The 13,594-nt window shown below is 69.6% G+C and carries 10 protein-coding genes; 3 read left to right on the forward strand and 7 right to left on the reverse strand.

What is annotated here, in order from left to right; translation table 11 throughout:
* Positions 1-150: 150 nt before the first annotated feature.
* Together OG226_RS48770 and OG226_RS48775 are read right to left on the reverse strand one after the other, a co-directional pair.
* On the reverse strand, positions 151-1,263 hold the full coding sequence (locus tag OG226_RS48770; protein WP_329352865.1) for an aminotransferase class V-fold PLP-dependent enzyme: 1,113 nt from the start codon (positions 1,261-1,263) through the stop codon (positions 151-153).
* 525 nt (positions 1,264-1,788) lie between these two features.
* Complete coding sequence (locus OG226_RS48775) at positions 1,789-3,501, reverse strand: MFS transporter (protein ID WP_329352866.1); 1,713 nt, start codon at positions 3,499-3,501, stop codon at positions 1,789-1,791.
* Positions 3,502-3,773: 272 nt separating this feature from the next.
* Between OG226_RS48775 and OG226_RS48780 the strand changes: the two genes are divergently transcribed.
* Positions 3,774-4,547, forward strand: coding sequence for a TetR/AcrR family transcriptional regulator (locus OG226_RS48780; protein ID WP_329352867.1), 774 nt, complete (start codon positions 3,774-3,776; stop codon positions 4,545-4,547).
* A 142-nt stretch (positions 4,548-4,689) separates the two neighbouring features.
* On the opposite strand, the gene OG226_RS48785 is transcribed toward OG226_RS48780, so the two are convergent.
* Positions 4,690-5,859: a glycoside hydrolase family 75 protein gene (locus OG226_RS48785; protein WP_328685968.1), complete on the reverse strand. Its 1,170-nt coding sequence runs from the start codon at positions 5,857-5,859 to the stop codon at positions 4,690-4,692.
* Between the two features lie 743 nt (positions 5,860-6,602).
* Here OG226_RS48785 and OG226_RS48790 point away from each other — a divergent pair.
* The gene (locus OG226_RS48790; RefSeq protein WP_328685969.1) at positions 6,603-7,904 is read left to right on the forward strand and encodes a CBM35 domain-containing protein; all 1,302 of its coding nucleotides are present in this window, start codon (positions 6,603-6,605) and stop codon (positions 7,902-7,904) included.
* Positions 7,905-8,006: 102 nt separating this feature from the next.
* Here the strand turns inward: OG226_RS48790 and OG226_RS48795 are convergent, their stop codons facing one another.
* From OG226_RS48795 to OG226_RS48810, 4 genes are all read right to left on the reverse strand, one after another.
* Entirely contained in the window at positions 8,007-8,864 is an 858-nt protein-coding gene (locus OG226_RS48795) for a dioxygenase family protein (protein WP_329352868.1), read from the reverse strand.
* A gap of 54 nt (positions 8,865-8,918) precedes the next feature.
* Entirely contained in the window at positions 8,919-9,761 is an 843-nt protein-coding gene (locus tag OG226_RS48800; RefSeq protein WP_329352869.1) for a citryl-CoA lyase, read from the reverse strand.
* Complete coding sequence (locus tag OG226_RS48805) at positions 9,754-10,944, reverse strand: CaiB/BaiF CoA transferase family protein (RefSeq protein ID WP_328685972.1); 1,191 nt, start codon at positions 10,942-10,944, stop codon at positions 9,754-9,756. Before OG226_RS48805 ends, OG226_RS48800 begins: the two co-directional genes overlap by 8 nt.
* Before the next feature lie 72 nt (positions 10,945-11,016).
* Positions 11,017-11,835: an IclR family transcriptional regulator domain-containing protein gene (locus tag OG226_RS48810; RefSeq protein WP_328685973.1), complete on the reverse strand. Its 819-nt coding sequence runs from the start codon at positions 11,833-11,835 to the stop codon at positions 11,017-11,019.
* Positions 11,836-12,173: 338 nt separating this feature from the next.
* On the opposite strand from OG226_RS48810, the gene OG226_RS48815 reads away from it, so the two are divergent.
* Positions 12,174-13,556, forward strand: coding sequence for an amidohydrolase family protein (locus OG226_RS48815; protein WP_329352870.1), 1,383 nt, complete (start codon positions 12,174-12,176; stop codon positions 13,554-13,556).
* The last annotated feature ends 38 nt before the right edge of the window (positions 13,557-13,594 follow it).

Consider the following 13,594-nt stretch of genomic DNA (forward strand, 5'->3'; position numbering starts at 1 on the left):
CGAAATCGGCGATGACCGCACACAGTTCGACGTTCGACGGCGTGGTCGGTGAGCCGTACTGCGAGTCGTTCCGAGGCGGGCAGGACCGCTGTACAGCCGACGAGAACCGTTCGGCGGTGGCTCCGCCAGGTTCGCGGACGTTGGACGGGGTCAGGTCCTCAACGAGGCAAGTGCCGCCGTCACCCGTGCACACGCCTCCGGCGGAGTCGAGGCGTGCGGGGAGAACCGGAGGGAGTCGGCACGGACGGTCGGTGTGACCCCCTCGCCGTGCAGCGCCTTCGCGACGACGGACGGATCGTGCCCCGGCATCGCGAAGGAGAGGACGCCCGCGCGCCGCGCCGGGTCGGCGGGGGACAGGACGCGACCGCCGTGCTCCTCGACGACCTCGGTCAACTCGGCGACCCGCAGGGCGATCGCGGCCTCGATCGCCGCGACCGTGTACCGCTCGACGAGTCCGAGGGCGGCAGCGAACGCGGCGGCCGTCACCGGGCTGAGATTGGTGATCGACCACCGCCGCGCGTCCAGGGCAGGCGCGTGCTCGGTCCCGTCGAAGACACCGACGTCCTCGACACCTGTCCAGCCGGTGAGGACCGGCTCCAGGAACTCCAGGGCACGGTCGGACAGTGCCGCGAAGCCGGTGGCCCATCCCGCGCGCAGCCACTTCTGGCCGCCCGCGATCACCACGTCGGCCGCGTCCCAGGCCATCCGCGCCACCCCGAACGCCTGGATGGCGTCCACGATCAGTAGCCGGTCCGGTCCGATCGCCTCGCGCAGTGCGGCGAGGTCGGCACGGAAGCCGGTGCGGAAGTCGACGGCACTGACGGACACACCGACGACGTCATCGGTCAGCGCGGCGCGGACGAGGTCGGGGGTGACTCCCGCACCGGGCGTGGGATCGAGCCAGCGCGGTGTGGCCCGGCCGAGTTCGGCGCTGCGCCGCCACGGATAGTGGTTGGCCGGGAAGTCGGTGCGCGGTGCGAGGACCACGCCCGCACGGATTCCGAGAGCGGCGTGGAACAGTCCGGTGGACGCGTTCGGGAGCAGCACCGTGTGGCGGCCGTCGGTACCGGCCAGGCGGGCGGCCGTGTCGCGTGCCACTGCTTCCGCGTCCATCAGGCCGTCGACGGTGGTGTGGTCGGCACGAGCGGACTCCTCCATGGCCCGTGCCGTCGCGGCCACCACGTCCCGCGACGGCGGACCGAACCGCGCGAAGTCGAGATATCCCGCAGGCGTGTCGAAGTGGTCTGCGTACGACGTGAGCACGGGGCTCGTCCTTCCGGGAGGGTGCGGGGTCCGCGGGGTTACGGCGGGTGTGTCCGGCGAGGGGCGCCCACTTCCGGTCGGCGCGCACGCGTACCTGCCTGCCCGCACGGTACGTGGCGCGCCTCGCTCGGGCCTGACCGGGGTGAACGGCATCGTCCCCGCATGGCGTGCCGGCGACCGAGCACCTCGGGGACGAGCGGCCGTCGTGGCGAACCGGCTCCCGACGGACGGGGCTGCCCGGCGGACTGCGGCCGGTGAATGGTCTGCGTGAGTCTCGCGTGCTCTCCGCTGCCGACAGGGGACGGGCGGCTGGCTGTGACCGCCGAGTTCGTGTCAGGGAGTGAGCACTTGGATGCGTGCCTGTTGCCGCGGCACCCGGACCTCGGACCGTACAGCGCAGAACCCAGCCCGGACCGCGCGCCGCAGTCCCGACCGACCGCTTGCCGTGTCGGCACAGAACACGGGGCGGTCGTAGCTCCCCGAAAGGGTCTACGACCGCCCCGCGCGCTGGTTGTCGGCCGGGACTCAGTGGCCGGCGGACTCCTCGGGGCGGGCACGGCGCGGCAGGAGGAAGGCGAGCAGGAAGGTCAGCGCGAGCAAGCCGTCGACGATCCAGAGCACGGTCTGCATGACCGAACCGAAACCGCTGCGGAAGGCCGACGAGGCGGTGGCCTCCAGAACGGCGGGTATCCGTGCGCCTGCCTCGGACGCGGTCACCGCGGACCGGGTGTCCTTCGCCAGGAGCGCGCAGGACGCCGGGGTCGCGGCGGGGTCCTTGGCGGTGGCGCGGTCCGAGGCGCACCGGCGCAGGTCGGCGACGACGCGGTCCTGTGTCGCCGGAGCGACGTGTGCCGCGGTCAGCCGGCCGCGCAGATCGTCCGAGCGGTGGTCGACCGCGCCGGCGATCCCGCCGCCCAGCAGACCGAAGAACACGGTGCCGAGGATGGCCACGCCGAAGGCGCCGCCGAGCTGCTGCACCGCGGTCATCGTGCCCGACGCCGAACCGGTCTCGTGCGGCTCGACGCTGGCGAGGACGATGTCGAAGAAGGGCGCCATCAGCAGGCCCATGCCGATGCCGGTGACGAGGAGCGACGGCAGGAGCTGCCAGGGGCCGACGCCGGACCCCACCTGGTCGAGGGTCAGCCAGATGCCGAACACTCCGAGCGCCATGACCACCGTGCCCGCCTGGAGCACGGCGCGTCCGAAGCGGACGACCCCCTGGGCTATCCCGAAGCCGACGATCATGCCGCCGGACCAGGGCACCATCACCAGGCCCGCTTTGAGCGGCGAGTAGCCGAGGCCGATCTGGGTGTAGAGGTTGAACACGAGCATGAAGCCCTGCATGGTCGAGAAGAAGACCAGCCCGAGGACCATGCCGCCGCTGAAGCCGCGCTTGCGGAAGAGGCTCGGGACGACGAGCGGGTCCTGGCCGTTCCTGCTGCGGAACGACTCGTACCGGGCGAAGACGGCGAAGACGGCGATCGACGCGGCCATCATCACGAACGTCCACACGGGCCAGTCGTACTCACGCCCCTGGACCAGCGGGAAGATGAGGAGCAGCGCCGCCAGCGAGACCAGGAGCATGCCGGGGATGTCGAGGCGCGGCTTGGCCTCGGAGCGGGTCTTCGGCAGGTAGCGCAGGGCGCCGAGGATCGCTGCGGCACCCAGCGGCAGGTTGATCAGGAAGATCATGCGCCAGCCGGTGCCGAAGTAGTCCGCGTCCACGAGCCAGCCCGCCAGGATCGGCCCGCACACCGCGGACAGCCCCATGACCGGCCCGAACATGCCGAACGCCTTCTGCGACTCCTTCGGAGGGAACATCTCCTTGATCATGCCGAGGCCCTGCGGCAGCATCACCGCGCCGAACAGGCCCTGCACGATCCGCGCGCCGATCAGCATCTGGGGCGACATGGATATCGCGCAGAGCAGTGAACCCAGCGTGAATCCGGCGGCTCCCACCAGGAACATCCGGCGGCGGCCGTGGATGTCGCCGAGCCGTCCGCCGGTGACGAGCCCGACCGCCATCGACAGGGTGTAGGCGGCGGCCAGCCATTGCAGCGTGGAGGCGCCGCCGCCGAGGTCGGCCCGCATGGAGGGGCCGGCGATGTTCGTGACGACGGCGTCGAGGAGGTCCATCACCTCGGCCGCAAGGATCACGAAGAGCGCGGCCCAGCGCCACCGGTAGGGCGCTGGCGAGTCGATGGGCGTCTCGGTGGACGCGACACCGGTGGTGGACATCGGAACTCCTCGGAAGGGGTCCGCGCGCGGCGAGGATCCGCGAGCGCGGTGGGACGGATGGATGCGACTGCCCGGCTCCCTCTATGGGGGCGGGGGACGCGACCGCACGCCGGAGAACACCGTTCACCCTAACAGAACAGTGCTCACCGCGAGAACGGCGTTCATCAAGATATAGCGCAACTGGGCGCCGCGGACAAGATATATCGCGTTTCTCCGGGTGAACGCTGCTCACCCCGAGAGAACACCGCTCTCCCGGCGCCTAGACTGTCCCCATGACTGACGCGGACGCCGACACCCCCGCACCGCCCCCGCCCTCCCCCTGGGAGCGCGAGCGCCCGGCGCCTGCACGTGTCACCCCGGCCCGAACCCCCCTGTCACGCGAACGGGTCGTCGACGCCGCCTTCACCGTGCTCGACCGTCAGGGGCTCGACGGCCTGTCGATGCGTCAGGTCGCGGCCGAACTCGGAGTCACCGTCTCCGCCCTCTACGCCCACGTCAGCTCCAAGGACGACGTCCTGGAGCTCATGTACGCCCGCCTCTTCGACGACTTCAAGCCGCCCGAGACCGACCCGGAGCGCTGGCAGGAGGAGGTGCGCGAGTACGCCCTCGAAGGGCGGCGGCGCCTTCTGGCGCACCGGGACATGGCCAGGATCTCCATGGCCCACGTCCCCTTCACCGCGGAACTTCTGCCACATGTCGAGGCGCTGCTCGGGGTGTTCCGTACCGCGGGACTGCCCGACCGCATCGCGGCGGAGGCCAGCGACCTCATCTCGACGTACATCGACGGGTTCGTCCTGGAGGAGGGCATGTGGCGGGACCGGGCCGCCCAGCAGAACGCGGACGCCTCCTCGCTCGCCCGCCCCGACTGGCGTGAGATGGCCGACGAGATGCAGAACTACTTCGCGTCCCTTCCCGCCGCGGACTACCCTCACCTGCGCGCCCTGGCCGGAGTCATGGTGACGGACTCCTCCGACGAGCGGTTCGACATCGGCCTGGAGATCATCCTGCGCGGCCTCGCGAGCTATCTGCCGTCCGACCCGGCCTGACCCAACAGGCCGCGTGTCCAGGCCGGTTGGGTCAGGTCTCGTCGTCCGGTACGGATCACGCGGGGCCCGGACCGCGGCTGTGTGGTGCCCTGTCGTGACCGGTGGTCGGTCACCGGTCACGGCAGGGGGGTGGGGGTGGTGGTCAGACGATGATGCGGTCGAGGTTGGGTGCTCCGGCGGTGGGGTTGGAGAACTGGATGGTGTTGGTTCCGGCCTTGAGCTGGACGGTGACGTCCTTGGTGACGACGGTGTTGTAGTCGGGGGTTTCGGGGAAGCTGACGGTCTGCTTGACGCCGTTGACCGTGACGACCGCGGTGCGGGCCTGGCCGACGCTCATGAACGAGACGCTCATGGTGTAGCTGCCCGCCGCCGGCTCGGAGATGTTGCTGAAGGTGGCGGTGCCGCCGTTGCCGAGGTAGCTGAGTTTCTGGCCGCCCGAGCAGTGCGCGCAGTTGGTGACGGTGGTGCCACCGGCCAGGGTTGCCGCCTCGGCCTCGTACGACACGTTCCCGCCACTGGGCGGAGGCGACGTGGGCGGCGGACTCGTCGGAGGAGTCGTACCACCGTTCATGCTCGCCCCGAGGCTGTCCAGGGCCGTCTGGACCAGGGCCTGTGTGTTGGTGTTGAGGTTGGTGTTGGTGCCGTTGACGACCCACTTCGAACCGGAGAACATCACCACGGTCACGCCGTTGTCGACACCGCCGGTGGTTCCGCTGCTGGGTATGCCGAGCAGCTGGGCCGCCTTCACGGACGCCTCGCCCAGCTCGCGGGAGTCGTTGTCCGAGGTGGTCTGACTGTTCGCGGTCTGGGTGTCGCCGAAGATCGAGCCGATGACCTTGCCGTTGTAGAACATCAGCGCGAACTGTCGGCCCGACATGCCACGCTCTTTGTAGTAGAAGTGCGGGCAGGGGGTCTTGCGGTCCCAGCAGTCGTCACCCAGCACATAGAACGGCACGTGATGAGCGCCCAGGGCCTGGCCGTTACTGTCTTCCCAGGTCGTCTCACCCTGATGGTCGGGGTCGGGATCGGAGTCGCTGCCGTCGGTGTCGATGGCCATGCCGGAGGTGTAGGAGTACACGCCCGGGGCGACTTGGTACACGTTCACGTTCTGAGCCCGCGTCATGGTGTTGATGTGGGGCTTGGAGTTGACCTGGTTCGCGGCCGTCGAGTTCTGCTGGACGCCCGCCAGGACCTGGGCGGCGGTGTACGAGGTGGCGGCCGGGGCCGCCTTGGCTGCTGTGGGGGTCGTCGCGGCGTCGGCGTTGCCGACGGCGAACGGGGCGGCGAGCGCGATGGCTGAGGCGGCTGCCACAGCGAGGCGCGTACGGATCGATGACATGGCGGTGTGGGGCCTCCATCGTTCGTTAGTAACGTTTCCTAACAGACGGAAGCAGTAGTGACCGCAGTCACACAATCGTCTCGTTAAGTAGCTTTACTAAGTCCATACCAACAAAGAGGCGCCCGGCTCGCGGTGCCGACGGCGAGTCAATCTTTAGATGTGCAGGTCAAGTAAGGCTTGCGGTAGCGGCGACGACGGCAATCAGGGTGGATGTCGCCCCGGTCCCGATCCAGGCGTCGGTAGTCGGTCAAGTGGCTCTCAGGGGAGGCCGCTTGTCCGCCTCCGGCCACCTCGGCGCGTCCCTGACGGAATCGGTTCCGCACCGAACGACTCTGTTAGGAAACTTTCCATTCCATTGTATTGACGGGTCCCGCCACGGAGAGATTGACTGCGGGCGCTGCCGACGCAACGCCACCACATCCCCCACACCACCGCTTGCGTACGCATCACCTCGACACGGCTCACGGCACTCGAACTGTCCCTGAAAGCTCAGTAGTTGCTGTCGAGCGTCGGCTCCCGCAGCTCTCCCGCGCCGGCGCCCTGCTTCGCGCCGCCCTCCCAGAACACCTGCATGTCACAGCTCCGGTCCTCGACCGGGACCAAGAGCCGGCTTCTCGGGCATGCCCTGTCTCGAACCCAACTGGAGGACATACGTGACATGGTCACGACTTACCAAGGGGCTTGTTGCTTCCGCACTTCCGATTGCAGTGGTGGCGATGGGCATCAACGCGACCGCCAGCGCCAGTCCGCAGGCGGCGAATGCGTTCCCGGCCCACTACGCCGCGCCCTACCTTGAGCTCTCCAGCGGCACTGCCGGTGACATGGCAGCCGACATGAGAGCCACCGGGCTCAACAACTACACGCTGGCCTTCCTCATCCCCAAGTCCGGCTGTACTCCGCAGTGGGAGGCCGGCAACAGCGCACTGGGCGCCTTCACCTCGCAGGTCGGCACCCTCAAGGCGGCTGGCGGCAACGTCATCATCTCCTTCGGCGGAGCGGAAGGCGGGGAACTGGCGCAGACCTGCACGTCCGTCTCGGCACTCACCGCCGCCTACGCCAGCGTGGTCAATACGTACGGCATCACCCGGCTCGACTTCGACATCGAGGGCGACACCCTGGGCAACACCGCGGCCAACACCCGGCGCAACCAGGCCCTCGCCGCCCTCCAGGCCCAGAACCCCAACGTCGAAGTCGACTACACCCTCGCCGTCGACCCGTCCGGCCTGGAGTCCGACACCCTCAACCTGCTCAAGGACGCCAAGAGCAAGGGCGTCAAGGTCAATCTGGTCAACATCATGACCATGGACTTCGGCGACGGCGAGAACGCCCTCAACGACGCGCTGTCCGCGGCCAAGGGCACGGCTGCACAGCTCGCGAGCCTCTACGGCATCTCGACCGCCCAGGCCTACGGACGCATGGGCCTGACCCCGATCGCCGGCAAGAACGACGACGACGAGAACTTCACGCAGGCCAACGCCACCACACTGGAATCCTTCGCCGCCACGAACGGCGTCCAGGAGCTGTCCTTCTGGGAAGTCGACGGCTACGACAAGGGGACCGGGTACGCCTACTCCCGGATCTTCAACAAGATCACCGGTGGTACGACTCCTCCGACGAGTCCGCCGCCCACGTCGCCTCCGCCCAGTGGCGGGAACGTGTCGTACGAGGCCGAGGCGGCAACCCTGGCCGGTGGCACCACCGTCACCAACTGCGCGCACTGCTCGGGCGGCCAGAAACTCAGCTACCTCGGCAACGGCGGCACCGCCACCTTCAGCAACATCTCCGAGCCGGCGGCGGGCAGCTACACCATGAGCGTCTCGTTCATGAGCGTCGGCCAGGCCCGCACCGCGGTCGTCACGGTCAACGGCGTCAAGCAGACCGTCAGCTTCCCCGAAACCCCCGACTACAACACCGTCGTCACCAAGGACGTCACCGTCCAGCTCAAGGCCGGAACCAACACCATCCAGTTCTCCAACCCCACCGCCGGAGCACCCAACCTCGACCGCATCATCGTCTGACCACCACCCCCACCCCCCTGCCGTGACCGGTGACCGACCACCGGTCACGACAGACCACCAGACAAATCCCCACGGTGCCGCTGTCGCGCCGCCGCCCGGCGGTCAGCGGGACTGCAGGACGAAGTCGTACTCGGCGTGCAGGTAGGGGACTTCGAGGGGGCTGCCGTCGGGCGCGGTACCGGCCGGGCGTTCCGTGAACGGGATGATCAGCGCGTCCTTGGTGCCGAAGACGACGTCGGAGTCGAGATAGTCGCTGTCCGCCTGGAACAGATGAGTGATCAGTTTCCGGTAGTCCGGCTCGTCGATCAGGAAGTGGACGTGGGCCGGCCGGTAGTGGCTGATGTCCGTCCGGCGCATCAGGTCGCCGACGGGGCCGTCCATGGGGATGGCGTACCCGCGCGGCGCGATGGTGCGGATGCAGTACGTGCCGTCCTCGCGGGTGCGGTACTTGGCCCGCAGACGTGCCTCGTCGATCTCGGGGATCTGGGCCTCGTAGGCGCCTTCCGCGTCGGCCTGCCACACGTCGAGCACGGCGTCCGCGAGTGGTTTGCCCTCGGTGTCGGTCACCCTGCCGGTGAAGAACAGCGGTGTGCCCGGGATGCCGTCCGACATGTCGAAGCCGTGGGGCGCGGTCGGCGAACCGTCGATGTGGAAGGGGCCGAGCACCGTGGCCGGGGTCGCCTGAGGCGTGAACTCGTTGTTCAACTGGACGACCAGCGTGCTCAGTCCGAGCACGTCGGAGGTGAGGATCAGTTCCTGGCGCTTGTCGTCACTGATCCCGCCGGCCGCGGTCAGCCACTCGATCGCGGTCATCCACTCGTCCTCGGTGAGCCGCACCTCACGCGAGAAGGCGTGCAGATGACGGACCAGCGCGGTCATCAGCTCGGCCAGCCGCGGGGAGTGAGCGGTGGCCCACCGCTCGACGGCCAGCTCGGTGATGTTGTCCTCGTCGACGAACACGGTTGCGGCTCCTTGGTCTGTGTGCGGGTGGATGATCGGACGACGGGCGCGGGGTCAGTCCTCGCGCCGGTCCTTCGTGAGCGGGTCCGGGGTGTACGGCTCGGGCGGCACCGGGGTGTTGTTGAGGTCGACGGACAGGAAGACGTCCTGTGCGACGGGATGGCGCAGTTCCTCGGCGAGTTGGCCGATCAGACCCGCGGTGCGGGCCAACAGCGCGAAGCCGCGCAGCAGTTGGAGGGGCAGGCCGAGGTCCGCGAGGGCGGCGCCGCACACCCCCGCTCCGTTCAGGGGGAGCGTCCGGTGCAGCACCTTCGGGTGCACCCGGCCGATGGCGGCGAACAGGCTCAGGTGCGGGCCGAAAACGCCTTCCTCCTGAGCGATCCGGATCAGTCTCGGCGTACGGGGGTCGCCCTCCTTGTGCACGTGGTGACCCAGTCCGGGGACGAACTCCCCGGCAGCGCGCCGCCGTTCGACCGTGCGCAGCGCGACCGCGTCCCAGCCGGCCTCGTCGGTGGGCAGACCTCCGTCGAGGGACTCCAGTACGTCGTGCAGGAAGCGGCCGGTGTCCTCGGTGACGCCGAGGAAGCGGGAGCCGCCGCCGAGGAGTCCGGCGGCGAGTGCGCCCTGGACCGAGTCCGGAGCGGAGAGGTAGGTCAGGCGGGTGACGATGGCCGTGGGGGTGAAGCCGTGGTCGGCCAGTGCCGCGAGCACGGCCTCGAAGACACGGGTCTCGCCGGGGGAGGGCCGTCGCTGGGTGGCGAGCCAGAACGCGAGTTCACCGAAGCCGACCGAGCCCATGATGTCCTCGGCCAGGTCGTGCCCGAGCAGGGTGATGCTCCGCAGGTCGGAGGCGCCGAGGGCCGTGGGGTAGGCGGGGCGCGGTGTCGGCTCAGACACGGTCGGCCTCCTCCGGTCCGGACAGCCAGGTGCGCAACTCCGCGCCGTGCTCGTCGAGTTCGGGCGGCGGCAGCCGGTACGAGGCGGGGGTGGCCGAGAAGCGGATCGGATGCCGGGTGGTGGGCACCGCGCGGTCCCCCTCGCCCACGGTGACGACCGGGTCGAGTCCGAAGCGGTCGGCCATGGCGAAGCCGCCGTCGATGGTGTTGATCGGTCCACTCGGCACACCGGCCTCCACCAGTGCCTCGAACCACTCGGTGGCGCCGCGTGTCTTCAGCCTCTCGGCCAGCAACGGCCGCAGCAGGTCACGGTGGGCGGTGCGGTCGGCATTGCGTGCGAACCGCGGGTCGTCGGCCACCTCGGGTATGCCGAGGACCTCGCACAGCTTGCGGAACTGGCCGTCGTTGGCGGCCGTCACGATGAGGTCGTTGTCGGCGGTGGGCAGTGGTTCGTAGGGGAAGACGCTGGGGTGGGCGTTGCCCATGCGGTAGGGCACGGTGTCGCCGGCGACGTAGGCCGAGCTGTGGTTGACCAGTCCGGTCAGGGCCGAGGACAGCAGGTTCACCTCGACGAGCTGGCCCGTCCCGGTGGCGTCTCGGTGGCGCAGTGCGGCGAGGATGCCGATCGTGGCGTGGTTGCCGGCCATCACGTCGAACACGGAGATCCCGGCCCGGTAGGGCGGCCCGTCGGGGTCGCCCGTCAGGCTCATGAGCCCCGAGATGGCCTGCACCATGAGGTCGTAGCCGGGGACGTGCCGGCCGGGTCCGGTGCCGAAGCCGGTGATCGACGTGTAGATCAGACCGGGGTTGTCCCGCCGGACCGAGTCGAAGTCCAGTCCGTACTTCGCCATGCCGCCGGGCTTGAGGTTCTCGATCAGGACGTCCGCCCGGCGGGCGAGGTTCCGGGCGACCTCGGCGTCCTCCTCGTCCCGCAGGTCCAGGACGATCGAACGCTTCCCCCGGTTGATCCCGAGGTAGTAGGTCGAGACCTCGTCGCGGGTCGGCGGCACCCAGGCGCGGGTGTCGTCGCCGCCCGGTCCCTCGACCTTGACGACGTCGGCCCCCAGGTCGGCGAGCAGCATCGTGGCGTACGGTCCGGCAAGGATCCGTGAGAAGTCCGCGACCAGCACCCCGGAGAGCGGGCCCGCGGTGCCCGGCGGAGTGGGCTTGGCGCTCTGCGACATGAACCTTGCCTTTCTGTCCGTACACCGGACGAGTGTCCGGACAGTGATTCTCTGTCCCGGGCGACGGAGGCGTCAAGACACGATCGCGCCGGACGGCAGGACCGCGTGGGGTGCGGACTCCAGCCGGGCGAAGTCCAGGCTGATCTCGCCGGCGGCCTGGAGGAGGAGTGGCAGGTGGTCGTCGAGCAGCACCTCCATCGAGGTCTCGGCGGCGTGCGCGTTCACGTTCACGCTCGCGACGACGCGGCCCGAGCCGTCCCGCAGCGGAGCCGCCACCGAACGGATGCCCCTGGCCAGTTGCTCGTCGGTCACCGCCCAGCCCCGCGCGCGCACCTCCCGCAGCTCCGCCTCCCATTCGGCCCGGCCGGGGTGCCACACCGACTCCAGTCCCGAGCGGCTGGGCTCGGCGACGACCCGGGCCGCCTCGTCGGGCGGCAGCGCGGCCAGCAGGACCTTGCCCAGGGAGGTGGGCAGTGCGGGGAATCGGGTGCCGATCTGCACGGCGAGGGTCACGATCTTGGGCACCGAGACCCGGGCGACGTAGACGATGTCCGAGCCGTCGAGCTGCGCGATCGAGCAGGACTCGTTCGTGCGCTCCACCAGCCACTCCAGGTGCGGGCGGGCCACGTCCCACAGTCCCGTCGAACGGACGTAGGCGACGCCGAGGTCCAGTACGCGCGGGGTCAGCACGAAACCGCCGGCCTGCTGGCGTACGTAGCCCAGCTCGGTCAGGGTGAGCAGGATCCGGCGTGCGGTCGGCCTGGCCAGCCCGGTCGCGGTCGCCACGTCGGACAGTGACATCACCGGTTGCCGGGGCCGGAAGGCGGTGATGACCTCCAGCCCCCGGGCCAGCGCCTCGATGAAATCGGGTCCGGTTCCTTCGCGCGGCATGGTGGCTCCTTCTGGTCGCCGTCGGCTTCGCTCACGCGTGTCCGCCCTACGGACACACGTCGAGGGCACTCTACGCAGCAGAACAGGCCTCCGTCGCGATGGCTCGGACGCGGCATCCCGGGGCCGACCGCAGAGCGGACGGCTGGGGGCATTACCGGGCGGAATTCGGAAACCGCGGAGTATTGACACCGGACAACACCCTGACGACGATCGGTCACCTACCGAGAGCCGTCATGCGGACAGTCGTCCGATGTCGAGTGGGAGATTCAGTGATGAGCCAGTCCACGCCATTCCAGCCGGGGCGACCCGTCGTCCTGCGCGGCGGTACCGTCCTGCCCATGGACCGCACACGGCGGGTGCTGAGCGACACCGACGTGCTCGTGACGGGCGACCGGATCGCCGCGGTCGGCCCGCGGCTCGCCGTACCGGAGGGGACCGCCGAGATCGACGCGTCCGACGGCATCGTGATGCCCGGCATGATCGACACGCACCGGCACATGTGGCAGACGGCGATGCGCGGCTACGGCGCCGACTGGACCCTGACCCAGTACTTCGTCTGGTACTACCTCGAACACGGCACAGCCTTCCGGCCCGAGGACGTGCACGCCGGGAACCTCCTGGCCGCCGTCGAGGCGCTGGACGCCGGGGTGACCACGGTCGTCGACTGGTCGCACGGGCTGCAGACGGTCGACCACGCGGACGCGGCGGTGGACGCGCTGCGGGCCGTGCCCGGCCGGTTCGTCCTCGCCTACGGCAACATCCAGCAGGCTCCGGCGGAATGGACCGCGGCACCCCAGTTCCGGGACTTCGTGCGCCGCCGCATCACCGGCGACGACATGCTCGGCTTCCAGATCGCCTTCGACGTCACCGGTGATCCCGCCTTCCCCGAGAAGCCCGCCTTCGAGGTCGCCCGCGACCTGGGTGTCGCCGTCACCACCCACGCCGGAGTCTGGGGCGCCACCAACGACGACGGCATCCGGCTCATGCACGAGCACGGATTCATGACCCCCGAGACGGTCTACGTCCACGCCTCCACCCTGTCGGCCGACTCCTACCACCGCATCGCGGCCACGGGCGGCTCGGTCTCGGTGTCCACGGAGAGCGAGCAGAGCGCCGGCCAGGGCTACCCGACGACCTGGGCGGTCCGCTCCCACGACATCCCCGTCTCCCTGTCGATGGACACGAGCGTGTGGTGGAGCGGAGACCTGTTCTCCGCCATGCGCACCACCCTCGGCGCCGACCGCGCCCGCGAGCACCTGGAGGCCCACGCCCAGGGCGAGACCGTCACCCATTCCGCGCTGCGTGCCGACCAGGTGGTGGAGTGGGCAACGCGCGGCGGTGCCAGGGCACTTGGCCGTGAACACGACCTGGGGAGCATCGAGGAGGGCAAGAAGGCCGACCTCGTCCTGCTGAAGAACGACCACTCACCGGTCTCCTTCCCGCTGCTCAATCCGTACGGCCATGTGGCCTTCCAGGCGCAGCGGGGCGACGTGCACACCGTCATCGTCGACGGCCGGGTGGTCAAGCACGAGCACCGTCTCCTCGACACCGACCTGGCCGCGGTGCGGCGCACCGTCGAGCGGACCGTGGACCATCTGCGGTCGACGATGGGCGAGGAAGCCTGGGCGAAGGGCATGAACCCGGATGTTCCCGAGGCCAAGGTCCTCGACAACCCCTACACGTACACCGACTACCGCAGCACCTCGACCCACGGCAGCTGAGGAGGCGTAGAGGTTCTGCACCGATGAGTTCCGGGCCG

Source organism: Streptomyces sp. NBC_01261 (genome assembly GCF_036226385.1).
Taxonomy (GTDB): Bacteria; Actinomycetota; Actinomycetes; order Streptomycetales; family Streptomycetaceae; genus Streptomyces.

What these genes read in the sequence shown, in the direction of transcription:
- OG226_RS48780 (WP_329352867.1), top strand. Translation starts at nt 3,774, where the DNA reads ATGACTGACGCGGACGCCGACACCCCCGCACCGCCCCCGCCCTCCCCC.
- OG226_RS48805 (WP_328685972.1), bottom strand. Translation starts at nt 10,944, where the DNA reads ATGTCGCAGAGCGCCAAGCCCACTCCGCCGGGCACCGCGGGCCCGCTC.
- OG226_RS48815 (WP_329352870.1), top strand. Translation starts at nt 12,174, where the DNA reads ATGGACCGCACACGGCGGGTGCTGAGCGACACCGACGTGCTCGTGACG.
- OG226_RS48775 (WP_329352866.1), bottom strand. Translation starts at nt 3,501, where the DNA reads ATGTCCACCACCGGTGTCGCGTCCACCGAGACGCCCATCGACTCGCCA.
- OG226_RS48810 (WP_328685973.1), bottom strand. Translation starts at nt 11,835, where the DNA reads ATGCCGCGCGAAGGAACCGGACCCGATTTCATCGAGGCGCTGGCCCGG.
- OG226_RS48790 (WP_328685969.1), top strand. Translation starts at nt 6,603, where the DNA reads ATGGGCATCAACGCGACCGCCAGCGCCAGTCCGCAGGCGGCGAATGCG.